Annotated in this window: 17 protein-coding genes; 11 read left to right on the top strand and 6 right to left on the bottom strand. The window is 50.7% G+C overall.

What is annotated here, in order from left to right; genetic code table 11:
• Window positions 1-116 precede the first annotated feature (116 nt).
• The 7 genes from mdtH (at window position 117) to solA (ending at window position 6279) form a co-directional block, all read left to right on the top strand.
• Window positions 117-1325 carry a multidrug efflux MFS transporter MdtH gene (mdtH, locus tag WBL83_RS03100; RefSeq protein WP_424587747.1) on the top strand — a complete coding sequence of 403 codons (1209 nt, stop codon included), beginning with the start codon at window positions 117-119 and terminating at the stop codon, window positions 1323-1325.
• 75 nt (window positions 1326-1400) lie between these two features.
• Window positions 1401-2048 (top strand): glutaredoxin 2, encoded by a 648-nt coding sequence (grxB, locus tag WBL83_RS03105; protein ID WP_424587748.1) that lies wholly within the window; start codon window positions 1401-1403, stop codon window positions 2046-2048.
• A gap of 171 nt (window positions 2049-2219) precedes the next feature.
• Entirely contained in the window at window positions 2220-2780 is a 561-nt protein-coding gene (locus WBL83_RS03110; protein WP_424587749.1) for a lipoprotein, read from the top strand.
• A 134-nt stretch (window positions 2781-2914) separates the two neighbouring features.
• Entirely contained in the window at window positions 2915-3961 is a 1047-nt protein-coding gene (gene pyrC, locus WBL83_RS03115) for a dihydroorotase (RefSeq protein WP_424587750.1), read from the top strand.
• Window positions 3962-4159: 198 nt separating this feature from the next.
• Entirely contained in the window at window positions 4160-4405 is a 246-nt protein-coding gene (gene dinI / locus WBL83_RS03120; RefSeq protein WP_424587751.1) for a DNA damage-inducible protein I, read from the top strand.
• 368 nt (window positions 4406-4773) lie between these two features.
• On the top strand, window positions 4774-5028 hold the full coding sequence (bssS, locus tag WBL83_RS03125; protein WP_064547911.1) for a biofilm formation regulator BssS: 255 nt from the start codon (window positions 4774-4776) through the stop codon (window positions 5026-5028).
• Window positions 5029-5157: 129 nt separating this feature from the next.
• Window positions 5158-6279, top strand: a complete 1122-nt coding sequence (gene solA / locus WBL83_RS03130) for an N-methyl-L-tryptophan oxidase (RefSeq protein WP_424587752.1) — start codon at window positions 5158-5160, stop codon at window positions 6277-6279.
• A gap of 78 nt (window positions 6280-6357) precedes the next feature.
• Here the strand turns inward: solA and WBL83_RS03135 are convergent, their stop codons facing one another.
• Window positions 6358-7407, bottom strand: a complete 1050-nt coding sequence (locus WBL83_RS03135; protein WP_424587753.1) for a rhodanese-related sulfurtransferase — start codon at window positions 7405-7407, stop codon at window positions 6358-6360.
• Between the two features lie 229 nt (window positions 7408-7636).
• Here WBL83_RS03135 and WBL83_RS03140 point away from each other — a divergent pair, with 229 nt between their 5' ends.
• The 3 genes from WBL83_RS03140 to WBL83_RS03150 all read left to right on the top strand — a co-directional run bounded on the left by WBL83_RS03140 (window position 7637) and on the right by WBL83_RS03150 (window position 10535).
• Window positions 7637-8557 carry a Kdo(2)-lipid IV(A) acyltransferase gene (locus WBL83_RS03140; RefSeq protein WP_424587754.1) on the top strand — a complete coding sequence of 307 codons (921 nt, stop codon included), beginning with the start codon at window positions 7637-7639 and terminating at the stop codon, window positions 8555-8557.
• Between the two features lie 143 nt (window positions 8558-8700).
• The gene (mdtG, locus tag WBL83_RS03145; protein ID WP_424587755.1) at window positions 8701-9933 is read left to right on the top strand and encodes a multidrug efflux MFS transporter MdtG; all 1233 of its coding nucleotides are present in this window, start codon (window positions 8701-8703) and stop codon (window positions 9931-9933) included.
• A 227-nt stretch (window positions 9934-10160) separates the two neighbouring features.
• Window positions 10161-10535 carry a MysB family protein gene (locus tag WBL83_RS03150; RefSeq protein WP_424587756.1) on the top strand — a complete coding sequence of 125 codons (375 nt, stop codon included), beginning with the start codon at window positions 10161-10163 and terminating at the stop codon, window positions 10533-10535.
• Between the two features lie 3 nt (window positions 10536-10538).
• Here WBL83_RS03150 and WBL83_RS03155 read toward each other — a convergent pair whose 3' ends face one another.
• The 3 genes from WBL83_RS03155 to mdoG all read right to left on the bottom strand — a co-directional run bounded on the left by WBL83_RS03155 (window position 10539) and on the right by mdoG (window position 14887).
• Window positions 10539-10760, bottom strand: a complete 222-nt coding sequence (locus WBL83_RS03155; protein WP_424588032.1) for a YceK/YidQ family lipoprotein — start codon at window positions 10758-10760, stop codon at window positions 10539-10541.
• Window positions 10761-10827: 67 nt separating this feature from the next.
• Window positions 10828-13359: a glucans biosynthesis glucosyltransferase MdoH gene (gene mdoH, locus WBL83_RS03160; RefSeq protein WP_424587757.1), complete on the bottom strand. Its 2532-nt coding sequence runs from the start codon at window positions 13357-13359 to the stop codon at window positions 10828-10830.
• Window positions 13352-14887, bottom strand: coding sequence for a glucans biosynthesis protein MdoG (mdoG, locus tag WBL83_RS03165; protein WP_424588033.1), 1536 nt, complete (start codon window positions 14885-14887; stop codon window positions 13352-13354). Before mdoG ends, mdoH begins: the two co-directional genes overlap by 8 nt.
• A 294-nt stretch (window positions 14888-15181) precedes the next feature.
• Between mdoG and mdoC the strand changes: the two genes are divergently transcribed.
• Window positions 15182-16333 (top strand): glucans biosynthesis protein MdoC, encoded by a 1152-nt coding sequence (mdoC, locus tag WBL83_RS03170; protein WP_424587758.1) that lies wholly within the window; start codon window positions 15182-15184, stop codon window positions 16331-16333.
• Between the two features lie 90 nt (window positions 16334-16423).
• Here mdoC and WBL83_RS03175 read toward each other — a convergent pair whose 3' ends face one another.
• Entirely contained in the window at window positions 16424-17908 is a 1485-nt protein-coding gene (locus WBL83_RS03175; RefSeq protein ID WP_424587759.1) for a phospholipase D family protein, read from the bottom strand.
• On the bottom strand, window positions 17862-18386 hold the full coding sequence (gene ymdB, locus WBL83_RS03180; protein ID WP_424587760.1) for an O-acetyl-ADP-ribose deacetylase: 525 nt from the start codon (window positions 18384-18386) through the stop codon (window positions 17862-17864). Before ymdB ends, WBL83_RS03175 begins: the two co-directional genes overlap by 47 nt.
• Window positions 18387-18454 lie beyond the last annotated feature (68 nt).

The raw sequence follows: 18454 nt of genomic DNA on the forward strand, positions 1-18454 counted from the left end.
AGTTCAATTGAAGCCTTAGATTGATTAAAAAATATTGTCACATCCCTGGGTGTCAAAAACCTAAATAGCAGTAGAGAATAGAAGTTCATCACATTTTAATGTTCCCAGGAGGGGAGATGTCACGGGTAGCGCAGGCCAGGAGCCTGGGTAAATACTTCTTATTGCTCGATAACATGTTAGTTGTATTAGGCTTCTTCGTGGTTTTCCCTCTTATTTCCATTCGCTTTGTCGACCAGATGGGTTGGGCGGCGCTAATGGTTGGTATTGCGCTCGGCCTGCGACAGCTGACGCAACAGGGATTGGGGATTTTTGGTGGTGCCATTGCTGACCGCTTCGGCGCAAAACCTATGATCGTCACCGGTATGCTGTTGCGCGCGGTCGGTTTTGCCACCATGGGTATCGCCCACGAACCCTGGCTCCTTTGGTTTTCGTGCTTTATCTCTGGAGTCGGTGGAACATTATTCGACCCGCCTCGTGCAGCGCTGGTGGTTAAGCTGGTTCGTCCACATCAACGCGGGCGCTTCTTCTCGATTTTGATGATGCAAGACAGCGCGGGTGCGGTGATTGGTGCGTTGCTCGGCAGTTGGTTGCTGCAATATGATTTCCGACTGGTGTGTGGTGTCGGCGCAGTGATGTTTGTTATTTGCGCGATCGTCAACGCCTGGTTGCTGCCAGCTTATAAACTTTCCACTATCCGTACACCAATGCTTGAAGGAATGAGCCGGGTGCTGCGTGACAAACGTTTTGTCACCTATGTGCTGACGCTCGCCGGTTATTACATGCTGGCGGTGCAGGTGATGTTGATGCTGCCGATTATGGTCAACGAAATTGCCGGAACACCCGCAGCCGTGAAGTGGATGTATGCCATTGAAGCCGCGCTATCATTAACGCTGCTCTACCCGATTGCCCGCTGGAGTGAGAAACGTTTTCGTCTTGAGCAGCGGCTGATGGCAGGCTTGTTCCTGATGACCATTGCGATGCTGCCGATTGGTTTGACGAACAGCCTTCAGCAACTGTTTACGCTGATTTGCGTGTTTTACATTGGCTCAATCATTGCTGAACCAGCGCGTGAAACACTGGGCGCATCGCTCGCCGATTCCCGTGCTCGCGGGAGCTATATGGGGTTCAGCCGTTTAGGTTTAGCCATTGGTGGCGCTCTCGGTTATGCCGGGGGCGGTTGGTTATACGACGCAGGAAAAACGATTAATCAGCCGGAACTCCCGTGGGTGATGCTGGGCATTATTGGCGTGATAACACTGATTGCGCTGTGGTGGCAATTTAGCGCAAAACCCGTCGAACCTTCGATGCTTGAGCCGGGTAACTAGTTTGCGGCTCTCATTTTTCTCTACCATACTGAAAAGTTGACGGATTGAGTCCGCAAATCAAAATGGAGGAATAACGTGAAGCTTTATATCTACGATCACTGCCCTTTCTGCCTTAAAGCACGCATGATCTTTGGCTTAAAGAATATCCCCATTGAGCTGAATGTCCTGTTAAACGACGACGAAGCCACGCCAACCAAAATGGTAGGCAAGAAAGTCGTACCCATCCTGCAAAAAGACGACAGCCGTTATATGCCAGAAAGCATGGATATTGTGCACTACGTCGATAAACTCGATGGCGAGCCGCTGCTGACGGGGAGTACAAATGCAGCCATCAGTGACTGGTTGCGCCACGTAAATAGCTATGTGCAACAGCTGACCCTTCCGCGTATTGCTAAAGCTCCGTTTGACGAGTTTGCTACTCCGCAAGCGCGATCTTATTTTGCCAACAAGAAAGAGGCAATGATCGGTTCTTTCGCTGACCATCTCTCGCACTCACCGGGTCTCATCAAGAAGATCTCTGATGATCTGCGCAAGCTCGATAAGTTGATTGTGCAACCCAATGCGGTCAATGGTGAGCTATCTGAAGATGATATCCATCTGTTCCCACTGCTGCGTAACCTGACGCTGGTTGCCGGAATTGACTGGCCAAGCCGGGTAGCGGCGTACCGCGATAATATGGCCAAACAGACGCAAATTAATCTGCTTTCATCCCACGCAATCTAAAGGTCGTTAAACCTGAACCACTGGCGGGTAAGCATCCGGCTCACCCGCCGCAAGCCGCATAACAACCTGCCCGCACTGGATTTCAGCTTTTTCCTGTAGCACTGCATGCACTATTAGATCATGATGTTTTATGTCAGGATCTGTTTCCAAAGCAGCATGTTAAGGAACTCCATGAAAAAGATAGTTTTAGCCGCAGCATTGATGCTCTGCGGATTAGTGGTGGGTTGTAACCAGCTAACGCAATACACCGTCAGCGAACAGGAAATCAACCAGGCGCTGCAAAAACGCAATAATTTCTCTAAGGATATTGGCCTGCCAGGCGTTGCCGATGCCCATATTGTTTTGAACAATTTATCCAGTGCCATTGGCCGCGAAGAAGCGAATAAAGTCACGTTAACGGGTGATGCTAATCTGGAAATGACTTCGCTTTTCGGCAATCAAAAAGCCAACATCAAGCTGAAACTCAAAGCGTTGCCAACCTTCAATAAAGAGCAAGGCGCGATTTATTTGCAAGAAATGGAAGTGGTCAACGCGACTGTCGAACCTGAAAAGATGCAAACCATTGTCCAGACACTCATTCCGTATCTGAATCAGTCGCTGCGCAATTACTTCAATCAACAACCGGCCTATGTGCTGGGTGAAGATCGTAGCACCGGTGAAAACCTGGCTAAAAAATACGCTAAAGGGATTGAAGTTAAGCCTGGCGAAATTGTCATTCCTTTCACTGAGTAATCCTGATTTGTTGGGGGAGGATCGTCTCTCCCCCAACAAAATCTCAACGAAAATGGTGCAAAGCGAAACGTTTGCGCTTATTCTTTGTGTCCGGCACAAATCATCGTTAAATCCTTCCTAGCCGGAGCACTTTCATGACCGTATTACCTCAGGTATTAAAAATTCGCCGCCCAGACGACTGGCATGTTCACCTTCGTGATGGTGAGATGCTAAAAACGGTGGTGCCTTATACCAGCGAAATTTATGGTCGCGCGATTGTTATGCCAAACCTGGTGCCACCGGTTACAACGGTCGAAGCGGCCATTGCCTATCGTCAGCGTATTCTGGATGCGGTGCCGCAAGGGCATAATTTCGAGCCTTTGATGACCTGTTATCTCACCGACTCTTTAGATCCGAATGAAGTTGAACGTGGGTTTAATGAAGGCGTGTTTACCGCAGCAAAACTCTATCCTGCCAATGCGACCACCAACTCAAGCCATGGTGTCACCAGCACCGCCGCGATTTTACCGGTGCTTGAGCGCATGCAAAAAATGGGTATGCCGCTGCTTATCCATGGCGAAGTGACTCACGCTGATATTGATATTTTTGACCGTGAAGCGCGTTTTATCGATACCGTTATGGAGCCGCTGCGTAAGCAATTGCCGGAACTGAAAGTGGTGTTTGAACACATCACCACCAAAGATACCGCGCAGTATGTGAAGGAAGGAAATTCCCTGCTTGCCGCGACCATTACTCCGCAGCACCTGATGTTTAACCGCAACCACATGTTGGTTGGGGGTGTGCGCCCTCACCTGTATTGCTTGCCGATTTTAAAACGCAGCGTTCACCAGGAAGCGTTGCGCGAACTGGTTGCCAGCGGATGCGACCGCGTATTCCTCGGCACAGATTCCGCGCCACACGCGCGTCATCGTAAAGAAGCCAGCTGTGGTTGTGCGGGTTGCTTTAACGCCCCGTCAGCGCTGGGTGCTTACGCGACGGTATTTGAAGAGATGAACGCGCTGAGCCACTTTGAAGCCTTTACCTCGCTCAATGGCCCGCGTTTCTATGGCCTGCCGGTGAATGAAGAAACGATTGAGCTGGTACGTACGCCGGTTCAAATGCCAGAAACTATCGCCACCAGCGATGACAGCATCGTGCCGTTCCTCGCCGGTGAGCAAGTTAACTGGTCAGTAAAAGCTTAATTTTAATGCCCCCTGTTGCATACTGAACAATATAGCTGTATACATATACAGTATATTATTAACCCTAAAGAATTCGAGTTGCATTGCGGCGGCAAGAGAACGAATTACGATGAACTTTCATCGGTAAGTGATTCGGGTGACTCAACGCCGCCAACAAAGATATAACTTGAAGTATGACGGGTATTACAGGGGGCTGTTATGCGTATTGAAGTCACTATTGCCAAAACTACATCTCTGCCACCAGGCGCTATTGACGCGCTTGCGACCGAACTTTCTCGCCGGGTTACTCAGCATTATCCTGAGAACGAAAACCACGTTCAGGTGCGTTATGCCGCGGCAAATAACCTGTCGGTGTTAGGGGCGAGTAAAGAAGATCGCGACCGTATTAGTGAAATATTGCAAGAGACCTGGGAAAGCGCTGACGACTGGTTTGCTGCGGATTAAAACTCATCATGGAAGGTGGCCGGCTTAACATTGAGTCGCTGCTCATTTCAGGTAAAAAATTCCCTCGTTGTTTTTATGCCGGGTGTCGCCATCCGGTTTTTTTGTATTTAAATGATCTCGCCAAATAAAAATCCCACGTTAAATATTCAGTTCGAAGAATAACCAACAAACTCAGAATTCACTGATTTAAGAAACCATAAACGCCGAATTAATGAACAAATAAACCCTTTAATGTAAAAAAAGTGTTGCAGGGTATTTATTTCTCCGTCGAAATAGCTTAATCATTGATATACTTAACTGGCTTCACATTAAACAAGCATTAAACCTCGCGAACCGTTGTCTTAAACACACGTATAAAAGGGGTTATGATGGAAAAAAATAGTGATGTTATCCAGACCCATCCCCTTGTCGGATGGGACATCAGCACCGTAGATAGCTACGACGCGCTGATGCTTCGCCTGCACTACCTGACCTCGAATACGCAAAAGCACGACGAAACTGAAATCGGTCAAACTTTATGGCTGACCACGGATGTTGCCCGGCAATTTATATCAATTCTTGAAGCCGGCATTGCTAAGATTGAATCCAGTGATTACCAGGTAAGCGATTATCGTAAGCATTGATTGTCGATGCTGCCCAAATAACGCAAGGCACCGAAAAGGTGCCTTTTTTATTTTTCAGGTTTGCTTAATTGCCAGCTAACCGGGAATTAATTACCCTGCTATATAATTTCTGTCAGAGAGAACAGTGTCATGCATTATGATCTTATCATCGTCGGAAGTGGTTCTGTAGGCGCAGCTGCCGGGTGCTATGCAACACATTCCGGCTTGAACGTCCTGATGATCGATAGTTGCCATCCACCTCATCAACAAGGTAGCCACCACGGCGATACCCGCCTGATGCGCCACGCCTATGGCGAAGGGGAAAAATATGTCCCTCTGGTATTACGCGCGCAAAAACTGTGGGATGCATTACAAGAAATCAGCGGCGAGAAAGTGTTTCATCGGACCGGCGTGATTAACCTCGGTCCGTCTGATTCAACGTTTATCTCCACCGTGCAGCGCAGTGCGCAAAACTGGTCATTGCCGCTAGAAACGTTAAGCGCGCAAGAAGTGATGACCCGCTGGCCGCAAATAACCGTTCCCGAAAACTATCTTGGCTTGTTTGAGCCCAACTCTGGCGTACTGCGTAGCGAACTGGCGGTTAAGACCTACATTCGACTGGCAAACCAGGGTGGCTGTGCGCAGCTGTTTAATTGCCCGGTAACCGAAATCCGTCATACCGCCGAAGGTGTGGTGGTCAACACGCCAGAAGGTGAATTTACTGCGGATAAACTGCTGGTCAGTGCCGGAACCTGGGTCACGAAACTGTTACCTGAACTGCCTGTCTCCCCGGTGCGTAAAATCTTCAGCTGGCATCAGGCGGATGGACGCTACAGTGAAAAAAATCATTTCCCTGCTTTTACCGCCGAACTGCCAGATGGCAACCAGTATTACGGTTTCCCGGCGGGTGAAGATAACGAGCTGAAGCTGGGCAAACATAATGGTGGTCAACAAATAAGCGAGCCACAACAGCGTAAGCCGTTTGGTGCCGTTGCAACTGACGGAAGTGAAGTGTTCAGCTTCTTACGCCAGATAATGCCAGGCGTTGGCGTCTGCATGCATGGTGCCGCTTGCACGTATGATATGTCACCGGATGAAGACTTTATAATTGATACCCTGCCGGGCCATGACAACACACTGGTGATCACCGGTCTAAGTGGACACGGCTTTAAGTTCGCCTCGGTGCTGGGGGAGATAGCCTGCCAGTTTGCGTTAGGCAAAGAGTCGAGTTTCGATCTGACGCCATTTTCGCTTGCGCGTTTTAAGTCGTGATCGAGGAGGGGTAAGATGTAATACGGTCGGATAAGCGAAGCGCCTTCCGACCTGGGAAAGAAGTTTACCCCTTTGCTCTTACTTAGGCTCCGGGATCCCTAACGTCGTATTCAACGCACCGCGGGATTTGTTGAAAATCTTATTACCGTTTTCCCGTCCTGCACGACGACGACGCTGCTCTTCCGGAGACAGAGCCAGTTCTTCACGGCAAATGTCGCTACAGCATCCGGCAAATTTCTCAGCACAGCTCGGGCACTGAATAAACAGCAGATGGCAGCCGTCATTTTTGCAGTTGGTATGGTTGTCGCAAGACGCGCCACACTGATGGCAATGAGCAATCACTTCATCAGAAATTCGCTCGCCCATACGTTCGTCGAAAACAAAGTTTTTGCCGACAAAACGCACCGGAATGCCCTGTTCACGCGCACGTCGTGCGTACTCGATGATCCCGCCTTCAATGTGATAAACATTCTTAAAACCATTGTGCAGCATCCAGGCGCTGGCTTTCTCGCAGCGGATCCCACCCGTACAATACATGACAATTTTCTTGTCTTTGTCTTCCTGCAACATGTCGACCGCTTTTGGCAACTGTTCACGGAAAGTATCTGCGGGGATTTCCATCGCATCCTGGAAATGGCCCACTTCGTATTCGTAATGGTTGCGCATATCGATAAACACCGCTTCCGGGTCGTCGAGCATGGCATTCACGTCTGCCGCTTTGAGATAAGCGCCGACATTACTGGCATCAAATGACGGGTCATCAATGCCATCCGCGACTATACGGTCACGGACTTTCATGCGTAATACCCAAAACGATTTGCCGTCGTCTTCGAGGGCAATATTCAGTCGCACGCCATTTAGCGCAGGATGAAAACCGTTAAGTGCTTCGCGGAATGACTCTACACGGCTTTGTGGAACGCTGATTTGCGCGTTAATCCCTTCATGGGCGAGGTAGACGCGGCCAAAGACATTTAACGAAGTAAATGCCTGGTAAAGTGCATCGCGTGTGGTTTTTGGATCTTCAATGGTGAAGTACTTATAGAATGAGATCGTTGTGCGCGGCTCGGTTTCAGCCAGCATGCGTACACGCAGTTCTTCATTCGATATGCGGTTGTGTAACACTGGCATGGTGTTCGCTCGGCAATCGTAGAGAAAAAAGTGGGCTGCATCATATAGCAATTAACGTTAATTTACATCCCTGCATTTTGCGTAACATTTCACTTATCTCTGCACGCCAAAAACAACAACTGGTGGAATATCAAGCATTCTGCACCCGTTAATTTTGGATGTTCCCTTATTAATGTCACAATAGTGTGACTCAAGAAGATCCGGCATTTGCCGTCACAATAGGTTTTACATGACGAACTTACCGCAATTCTCGCGCGCACTGCTTCATCCCCGCTATTGGGGAACCTGGTTGGGTATTGGCTTACTTTATTTAATTACTCTGCTCCCTTACCCAGTCATTTACCGGCTCGGACGCGGCCTTGGACGACTTGCCAGGCGATTTATGAAACGTCGCGTCAGAATTACCCGCCGCAATCTTGAACTCGCCTTTCCCCACAAAACAGCGGAAGAACGCGAATACTATCTCGAGAAAAATTTCGAATCTGTCGGACTCGGCCTGATGGAAACCGGCATTGCCTGGTTCTGGCCAACCTGGCGTATTCAGCGCTGGTGTGATGTTTCCGGTGTCGATCAAATCCATGCGGTGCAAGAGGCCAAACGCGGCGTGCTGCTGATTGGTATTCACTTCCTGACGCTTGAATTAGGCGCTCGCATGTTCGGTATGAACACGCCAGGCATCGGTGTTTATCGCCCCAATGACAATCCCCTACTCGACTGGTTACAGACCTGGGGCCGGATGCGTTCAAACAAAAGCATGATTGACCGTAAAGACCTAAAAGGGATGATTCGTGCCCTTAAGCAGGGCGAAATCATCTGGTATGCACCCGATCACGACTACGGTCCACGCGGTAGTGTTTTCGTCCCTTTCTTTGGCGTCGATGAGGCAGCTACCACCATGGGGACATACACTCTTGCACGTATGTCGGGTGCCGCGATAGTACCGATGGTTCCACGCCGAAAACCTGACGGCAAAGGGTATGAACTGATTATTCTGCCCGCTGAGTTTTCCCCGCCGCTGGAAACACCGGAAGGCACGGCAATCTGGATGAATAAAATCATCGAGCAATGCATTATGATGGCACCCGAGCAGTACATGTGGCTGCATCGCCGCTTTAAAACGCGCCCCGAAGGTGCGCCTTCGCGCTATTAATCTCGATCGCCAGGTGGCGTTCTGCCACCCTTTAGTCATTCTAAAATTGTGTTTTAGAAACATTGCCCCACTTCAACAACAAGCGCATAATTAGCAAGGTAATAATTTCTCAGCACATCTTCTTTGCACCGAACTGGAGTTTTATGACTCTTCCCGAGAGCACTGGCACGATCAACTGGAAACGAAATCTCACCGTTGCATGGCTTGGGTGTTTTCTCACCGGCGTCGCCTTTAGCCTGGTTATGCCGTTCCTCCCGCTCTATGTCGAACATCTGGGCGTGACCGGACATAGCGCACTTAACATGTGGTCTGGGGTGGTTTTCAGTATCACCTTTTTGTTCTCAGCCATCGCATCACCTTTCTGGGGCGGACTCGCCGACCGCAAAGGCCGCAAGATAATGCTGCTGCGTTCAGCACTAGGAATGTCCATCGTGATGGTGCTGATGGGCTTTGCGAGCAATATCTGGCAATTTCTCGCCCTTCGCGCCCTGCTCGGGCTATTGGGCGGCTTTGTTCCTAACGCAAACGCGCTGATTGCCACCCAAGTCCCGCGTCATAAAAGTGGCTGGGCGTTGGGCACGCTGTCGACTGGCGGTGTGAGTGGTGCACTTCTGGGGCCGATGATTGGCGGTTTTCTGGCGGATACCTACGGCCTGCGCCCGGTATTTTTCATCACCGCCAGCGTGCTGTTTACCTGTTTCGTGTTTACCTTGTTTTGTATTCGCGAGCAGTTTACCCCCGTCAACAAGAAGGACATGCTGCATGCACGCCAGGTCTTCACTTCACTTAAAAACCCGCGCCTGGTGCTAAGTCTTTTTGTCACCACCATGATTATTCAGGTAGCGACCGGCTCTATCGCACCGATTCTGACGCTATATGTGCGTGAGCTGGCGGGGAATGTCAGCAATCTGGCATTTATCAGCGGGATGATAGCTTCTGTGCCAGGCGTGGCTGCTTTGATCAGTGCGCCACGGTTGGGGAAACTGGGTGACAGAATTGGCCCTGAAAGAATTTTAATTTGCGCCCTGGTCGTTTCCGTCTTGTTGCTGATCCCAATGTCGATGGTGCAAAATCCCTGGCAATTAGGGGTGCTCCGTTTTCTGTTGGGTGCCGCGGATGGCGCACTGCTTCCTGCCGTTCAAACTCTGCTTATTTACAACTCCAGCAACCAGATCGCCGGGAGAATATTCAGCTACAACCAGTCATTTCGTGATATTGGTAACGTCACCGGCCCGTTAGTCGGGGCGGCAGTTTCAGCCAGTTACGGCTTCCGCACGGTGTTTTTAGTCACCGCCTGCGTCGTACTCTTCAACGCGCTTTACTCATGGATTACCCTGCGCCGCCCAACCGCTCGCGCACGGGTTTTAGAAGAGTAACGCCCTAATCCTCTAAATAATTCAAGTTGCAGGAAGGCGGCCAGCCCGTAAGTCGCCAGGAGCATAGATAACTATGTGACTGGGGCGCACGGGTGAAGCCAACGCGCCTGCGGCTCGAAGTATGACGAGGATTAAATCTCATACTTGCAACTTTGCGAAGAGCGTCAACAATTAACTTGAAATCGCGCCGTAGCGCCCACCCTGACCTGTATGAAAAGGAGATGATTATGAGCCTGTACGCGACACTGGAAGAGGCCATTGATGCCGCTCGCGAGCTTTTCCTCGTTGATAACCCTGAGCTTGATGAAGAGAGTGCCAGCGTTCAACAACTGAACATTCAGAAATACATTCTTCAGGACGGGGATATTATGTGGCAAGCCGAGTTCTTTGCTGATGACAGTGAGGATGGAGAATGCTTGCCAATGGTCAGCGGGGAAGCAGCGCAGAGCGTCTTTGATGGCGACTACGACGAAATTGAGTTACGTCAGGAGTGGATTGAAGAAAATACGCTGCATGAATGGGACGAAGGTGAATTCCAACTGGAGCCGCCTCTGGATACCGAAGAAGGACAGACTGCGGCTGATGAATGGGATGAACGATAAGATTTACTCATAAGGCCCATGGCTGGCATCAATCGGCAGTAACAACGTGTCGAAGACCAGTGAAAAGGGTAAATCAAGCACCGTGATATAGCGCCATGCGCCGTCACGCACATCCCACTGCACACCGGGGTAATACTGGTTTCCATGTCCCTGCCCCGGTACCGCACGACTAATAATACTACCGCAGCCGCTTAGTAAGCAGGCGCATAACGCGACCACAAAAATTCTTAACACATTTTGACTCCAAAAAAATGCCGACCCTAAGGTCGGCACTGATGATACGTTTCGCGCCCTATTTAGACGTTAACGCCTCAGGGTTCAGGTTAACCGTTTTATAGTTATCCACCCAGGAAGAGTAACGTTCCGGGTTCGACCACACACGGTAATGCAGACGAGACAGAGTGACCGGGTCGCTTAATAACACTAAGCGACGATCGCGGTTGAGTTTCTCAGGCGTTTCATTAAGCGCCTGCTCAACGTGACGATCACGGGCAATCTCCAGCACCTGACTGGCACGGTGACGCGCCGTTGCCATCGCGGTTGCCAGGGCATTAAACGACGGGTTAAACACCGCGTGCATAAAGCCATCTTCCAGCGTACGACTGCGGTTAAGCTTCAGGTACTTGTCTGTATCCACCAGAACCTGCGGAGGAGAATACTCTTCCGGGATCAGGAACAGTTTCCAGCGCTTAGTGCGTAAGCCTATCGTTGAGCGGCTTGAAATCACCGACACGAACGGAGAGAGGATCAGCGAGAAGACGATTGGCGCCAGCCAGAACAGAAAACGCAAATCCAGCCACGCCATACCCACTGCCCAAACCAGACCCAGCAACAGCTGAGAACCGTGGCGCATGAAGGCTTCACCCCATGGAGTGGAGTCATCATCACGCTGCGGCGAGTTCCAGACCACTTCCCAACCGAGGAACGCGCTGACCACAAACACGGTGTGGAACAGCATACGCACCGGTGCTAACAGCACGGAGAACAGCACTTCGAGCAACAGCGATGCCGTCACGCGGAAGAAGCCACCGAACTCTTTCGAACCTTTGCACCAAATCAAAATGATGCTCAGAAGCTTCGGCAGGAACAGCAACACCATGGTGGAAGCGAACAATGCAATCGCCAGTTCTGGACGCCACTGCGGCCACACCGGGAACAACTGGCGCGGTTGCAGGAAGTATTGCGGTTCTGTCAACGCGTGCACCACCTGCAATGCCGTGGATAACGCGAGGAACATAAACCACAACGGCGCAGACAGGTAGGACATGACACCCGTCAGGAACACCGCACGGTGAACCGGGTGCATGCCTTTTACCAGGAACAAACGGAAGTTCATCAAGTTACCGTGGCACCAACGGCGGTCACGCTTGAGTTCATCCAGCAAGTTCGGCGGCAGTTCTTCATAAGAACCCGGCAAGTCGTAAGCAATCCAGACGCCCCAGCCCGCACGGCGCATCAGTGCCGCTTCCACGAAGTCGTGAGAAAGGATGGAACCAGCGAATGAACCTTCACCAGGCAACGGCGCTAACGCACAGTGCTCGATGAACGGCTTAACGCGGATAATGGCGTTATGCCCCCAGTAGTGAGATTCGCCCAACTGCCAGAAGTGCAGACCAGCGGTAAACAGCGGCCCGTAGACGCGAGTCGCAAACTGCTGGCAACGTGCATACAGGGTGTCCATGCCGGACGCTTTTGGAGAAGACTGAATGATGCCCGCATTCGGGTTAGCATTCATCAAGCGCACCAGGTTGGTCAGGCAGTCACCGGTCATCACGGAGTCAGCATCCAACACCACCATGTAGCTGTACTGGTTGCCCCAACGACGGCAGAAGTCATCGATGTTGCCACTTTTACGCTTCACACGACGACGGCGGCGACGGTAGAAAATCTGCCCTTCGCCCTGCACTTCGCTAATCAGCTCCATCCACGCTTTTTGCTCAGCAACACAGATATCCGGGTTGTAGCTGTCGCTCAGGATGTAAACATCGAAGTGTTGCTGCTGGCCGGTCGCTTTTACCGATTCCCACGTCGCACGCAGACCCGCAAATACGCGGTCAACGTCTTCGTTACAAATAGGCATAATCAACGCGGTGCGATTCGCCGGATCAATTGGCTCATCACCGACCGTTGAAGCAGAGATACTGTATTTATCTTTGCCCATCAGTAGCTGAAGGAAGCCCATCAGCGCGGTCCAGAAACCGGCCGAGACCCAACAGAACAGAATCGCAAACAGAATCAGGATGCCGGTCTGAAGCACATACGGCAGCAGCTGCATGAAGGAGACCCACAAATCCTGGCCGAGCATGTCGGATGGATTAATCAGCGCCCAACCCTGGTAAGGCAGAATGGTCTTCATGTACCAGGTTGCAACCACAGTCTGAGAAATGGTCAGCAGCAGCAGAATGTAACGTCGAATCGTCCCGACGGTACGCCATTTCTGCTCAGCTTCGGCCTCTTCTTTCGACATATAGCGAGGATTCACTTCCCGCCCGCGTAAACGATCCCAGAATCGCCCAATCGGGTTGGTGCGCCACGGATCAGGGAACATAGAAGCGCGCGTTGCTTTAGGCATGGCCTGCAACTGGGTGCGCCCTTCTTCATCCTCAATCAGTTGTTCACCACCTAATGAGCCAGGCCAGCTCGCTTCGAGCCGGGCCTTTACCGAGGCTAAAGGGGAATCATCGGCGCGGTCATAATGGTGCCCTTGCGCATCAAGCGCCTCGTGCACCGCTTGCAGATCCGATGCAGGTAGAGCCGCCTTCTGCCCGGCAGAAAGCGGAAGAGCATCAATATAATCAGACGCAGTATCAGTAAACTTATTCATTGGCAGGTAGCTGGTAGCTCCAGGTTTCACTCAACGTTTGATCACCATTGACCAGCGCTGCACGCATTTCAGTCGGTTTCTTCTCATCTTTGACTTTCACACGTACCGTCATACGCCAGCCTTTCGTCACTGGGTTATAACGGACCTGGCTGTCAACGATTTCACCATTGTCACCAATGCTGGTTTGAGCAGTAACCGGCGTATCTTGCGGCAGTTTTTTCATGTCCGCGCCGACGTAATCCAGCACAAATGCAATGGTGCCATCAGGTTGGCGAATCAGATTGGACTGTTTCACATCACCGGTTGAGCGGCGAGTCTGCGCAACATACGCATTATCTGGCGCATGCATTTTGTCTTCGTCACGGCTGAAGGTAATGGTGTACTTGAAGTTCATCTCTTTGCCTGGTTCCGGCAGTTGATCCGGAGTCCAGTAAGCAACGATGTTGTCATTGGTTTCGTCGTTGGTTGGAATTTCCACCAGCTCGACGCGACCTTTGCCCCAATCACCTTGTGGTGCAACCCAGGCACTCGGACGCTGATCGTAACGATCGTCAAGATCTTCAAAACGAGAGAACTGACGGCCACGCTGCAGCAAACCAAAGCCAACCGGATTTTCTGTCGCGAAGGAACTCACCGCCAGATGTTTCGGGTTGTTCAGCGGACGCCAAATCCACTCACCGTTACCGGCATGAATCGACAGACCGTTGGAGTCATGTAATTCAGGACGGAAGTTGGTGCTTGGTGACGGCTGATTTGGCCCAAACAGGAACATACTGGTCAGCGGGGCAACACCCAGCTTGCCAACTTTATCGCGCAGATAGACTTTCGACTGCACGTTGACCACGGTGTCGCGTCCAGGGGTAATCACAAAGCGATATGCACCCGTAGCACGAGGGGAATCGAGCAACGCATAGAGGGTCAGCGTTTTGTCACCCGTTTTCGGGCGTTCAATCCAGTACTCACGGAAACGTGGGAACTCTTCACCAGATGGCAAAGCCGTATCGATAGCTAAACCACGAGCAGACAGACCATAAACCTGACCTGAGCCAATCACACGGAAATAACTCGCCCCGAGCATGCTGACAATTTCGTCGTTTTTATCTTTGCTGTTGATCGGATAGAGCACTTTGAACCCGGCAAAGCCGAGATCTTTCACGGTGTCTTTATCGTGTTTTACATTACCGAAATTAAAGTAATCCGGGTTGTACTTGATCTTATGAACCGCAGTCGCTGTCACTTCATTGATAGCAACCGGGGTGTCGAAGTACATACCCTGATGATAAAACTCAAGCTTAAATGGGGTCTTTAACTTGCTCCAGTAGGCTTTATCGTGATTGAACTGGATCTGCTGATAATCCGCATATTTCATGTCGCGGAAAAGCGAAGGCAGATTGCTTTTCGGTGCTTCGTAGCTTTTGCCCGCTAATGTTTTCGCTTGTTTTGCGACATCATCGATGGTGAAGGCCCAAACCGAGGTGGTATAAAGTGACAGCACTACCGCTGCACCGAGCCCACACATTTTCATCATTTTTAGTTTATGTTTCATATTAACCAGCACATCCCCCTTTGTGTGCTTAAATCAATCCAATCCATTTTAATGGAAACTTCTGCTTTCCGACAACCAAATACCCGCATTGTTCAGCACGCTGGCTCAGCCTTTAAACAAAAAAAGACAACTGCTTACGCTTTCAGAGCCCATCCTGGAGACAGGATGTCATGGTTAGTGTAGGGTTGCCACGGAATTGATACCGTATGGGACTTCAAGCCTATTGGGATATGTTCTTAAGGATAAGGCGATTCGTCCGATAATGTCTGGAGTATTATGAGTAAAGCACCACAACAACGCGAGTTTTTCCTGGATTCAATCCGGGCCTGGTTAATGCTTTTAGGCATTCCGTTCCATATCTCGCTCATCTATTCAAGCCACCATTGGCATGTTAACAGTGCACAAGCGTCATGGGGATTAACCCTGTTTAATGACTTCATTCACTCGTTCCGCATGCAGGTGTTTTTTGTTATTTCAGGTTATTTCTCTTACATGCTTTTTCTGCGCTACCCGCTTAAACGCTGGTGGAAAGTGCGCGTTGAGCGTGTAGGCATCCCGATGTTGACGGCAATCCCCTTGCTGACGCTTCCGCAATTTTTAATGCTGCAACACGTTAATGACAAAGCCAAAAACTGGCCGGGACTGACCCCATACGAAAAATACAACACCCTGGTTTGGGAACTGGTTTCCCACCTGTGGTTTTTGTTAGTGATGGTGGTGCTGACGACGGTCTGTTTATTTTTGTTTCAACAGATGAAAGCGCGCCTTGAAAATACGCCAGAAAATAATGCCTCAACCCTGACTTTAGGAAAGCTCTCAATCGCGTTTATCGGGTTCGGGATTTTATACGGTGCCATTCGCCGCACTATTTTTATTGTTTACTCACCGATTTTAAGTGACGGCCTGTTTAACTTCGTGGTGATGCAGACGCTGTTTTATCTGCCGTTCTTCATGCTCGGTGCACTCGTGTTTGTGCGTCCGCAACTAAAAGCACTGTTTACCACGCCATCGCCAGGGTGTTATGCCGGCGCGGCGCTGGCATTTTGCGCCTACCTTTTGAACCAGCGTTATGGCAGCGGCGATGCCTGGATGTATGAAACCGAAAGCGTTATTACCATGGTGTTAGGCCTGTGGATGGTCAACGTGGTGTTCTCACTCGGCCATAAACTGCTGAACTTCCAGTCTAAGCGTGTCACCTATTTCGTGAATGCATCGCTGTTTATTTATCTGGTGCACCACCCGCTGACGCTGTTCTTCGGCGCGTATATCACGCCGCACATTCATTCAAACGCGTTGGGCTTTATTACAGGTTTGATCTTTGTGGTCGGTATCGCGGTGATTTTGTATGAAATCCATCTGCGGATCCCACTCCTGCGCTTCCTGTTCTCGGGCAAGCCGCAGAATGTCGCAGTGAAAGTGACGAATTAATTCATGAAAAAAGGTGGATGACGCTGGCGTTTATCCACCCTACAACTTCCTTTCACAGATCGGACAAGCGAAGCGCCTCCGACATAAGTTTTAGAGTAGCCACTCGATCGGTAATCGATAAACCAGTCTCACCATCACCCGCTGCCAAAAGCGGGTGTGGGGTTCTTTCTTCCAGACAATCTCTTTACCCTCGCGAGTTTCCACCCAATTCACACGTCCCCAGCGGTCTAACCGCAGCGCCCAGGCTGCTTCTTTCTGGCTCTGGGTAAAACGTTGGTGGATATCCTGCGCCAGCACTTCACTTTCAATCACAAATCCCATTTCGGTATTCAGCATTGCCGAGCGCGGGTCAAAATTGAATGAACCGATAAACACTTTTTGCTTATCCACACTGAAGGTTTTTGCGTGCAGGCTCGAGCCTGAATTACCGGTTAAACCGCGATCGCGCGGCCTGCGCGGGCCATCATGTTCAGGCTTTAATTCATATAACTCAACACCGTGTCGCAGCAATTTCTTGCGCCAGCGGGCGTATCCGGCGTGCACCACTGCTACGTCATTAGCGGCCAGCGAGTTCGTGAGAATGGCGATTTTCACCCCTTTGCGTACCAGCCCGAGAATTTGGGCGATACCCGCACGAGTCGGGACGAAATAAGCAGAAATAATGTCTATCTCCTGCTTCGGCATGCCAATCACGTTCATCAGACGTTGCGGCAATAAGGTGTGATTACGCGCCCTTCCCTGCCCTTTACGCGGATCGTCGCTGAGTAACCGCGTCTTAGCCCAGTACATATTCAGCGTTCGGGAGACAAGGTCCGTCGCAAACTGGCTGGTGGTCAGGCGATCAAGATAGCGTCGCGCCATCGGGTCATTGCGCCAGTCTTCAGGCAACTGCACTTTTTGCTGTAGCACATCCGGGTCAACGTCGAGCACTTTGGCTAGCGTCGATACGCACTGGCTGTTCCAGTAACGCTCAAAATCCTCGCTGACATTAGCAACCACCGGCCCAACCGCCAGCACATCTAAATCTGAAAACAGCGGTTGTTTACCGACACCAAAGTAGGCATCGCCGACATTACGCCCGCCGACAATCGTCGTTTCGCCATCCACGGTGAAACTCTTGTTATGCATGCGGCGATTAAGCCGGGCAAAGTCGGTCAGGTAGCCAAGCGCGCGAAACAGGCGGAATGAAAAGGGATTAAACAGCCGAACTTCTATTTGAGGATGGGAATTGAGCAGCTCTAAAACGCTATCCAGCCCGTTGGTATTGTTATCATCGAGCAACAGCCTCACTTTCACCCCACGGTCAGCCGCTGCCAGTAACGCGCTAAACAACAGCCGTCCCGACATGTCGTCCTGCCAGATGTAATACTGCACATCGAGGGTTTTCTCCGCCATGCCGCACAGCAGATAACGCGCGGCGAATGCATCGAGGCTATCCGCAAGGGGATGAATACCACTCATGCCCGGATGCTCGGCAAGCACCGGGATAATTGCTCGCCCAAGGCGGGTACCGTGTAGGTTCTTCACGTTAGAGTTGGGCAAGCAGTTGTTGATAAATACGGGTGTTTTCATCATCGAAACAGACAAAAACCACTTCTTCCGGTAACGGTCGCAGACCGATATATCGATAAACCGTCTCGACGGCTATTTTAGCGGCCTGCTCTTTTGGGAAAGCGTACGCGCCGGTACTGATTGCCGGAAACGCCAGGGTGCGATAACCATTGGCAGCAGCTAAATCCAGACTGTTGCGATAAGTTTGTTCCAGCAATTCCGCTTCATGCTTTTCACCACCCTGCCAGACCGGGCCAACGGCATGAATCACCGCTTTAACAGGAATATTTCCGGCTTCGGTGATCACCGCATGACCTGGGGCGCATTCGCCTTGCTGTTGAACAATCACTTTGCATGCCGCCAGTAATGCAGGACCTGCCGCGCGATGAATTGCGCCATCCACACCACCGCCACCCATCAGGGATGAATTCGCCGCGTTGACGATGACATCAACCTTAGCGTGGGTGATATCACCTTGTATCACCGACAATCTTTCGCTCATTAGGAAATCTCCAGTTAGTCTTTGAGAGTAGTCTAAACCTACCGAACTGGAGAAGGAATGAGATAGAC

Origin of the sequence: Buttiauxella sp. (assembly GCF_049686335.1) — a bacterium.
GTDB lineage: Bacteria > Pseudomonadota > Gammaproteobacteria > Enterobacterales > Enterobacteriaceae > Buttiauxella.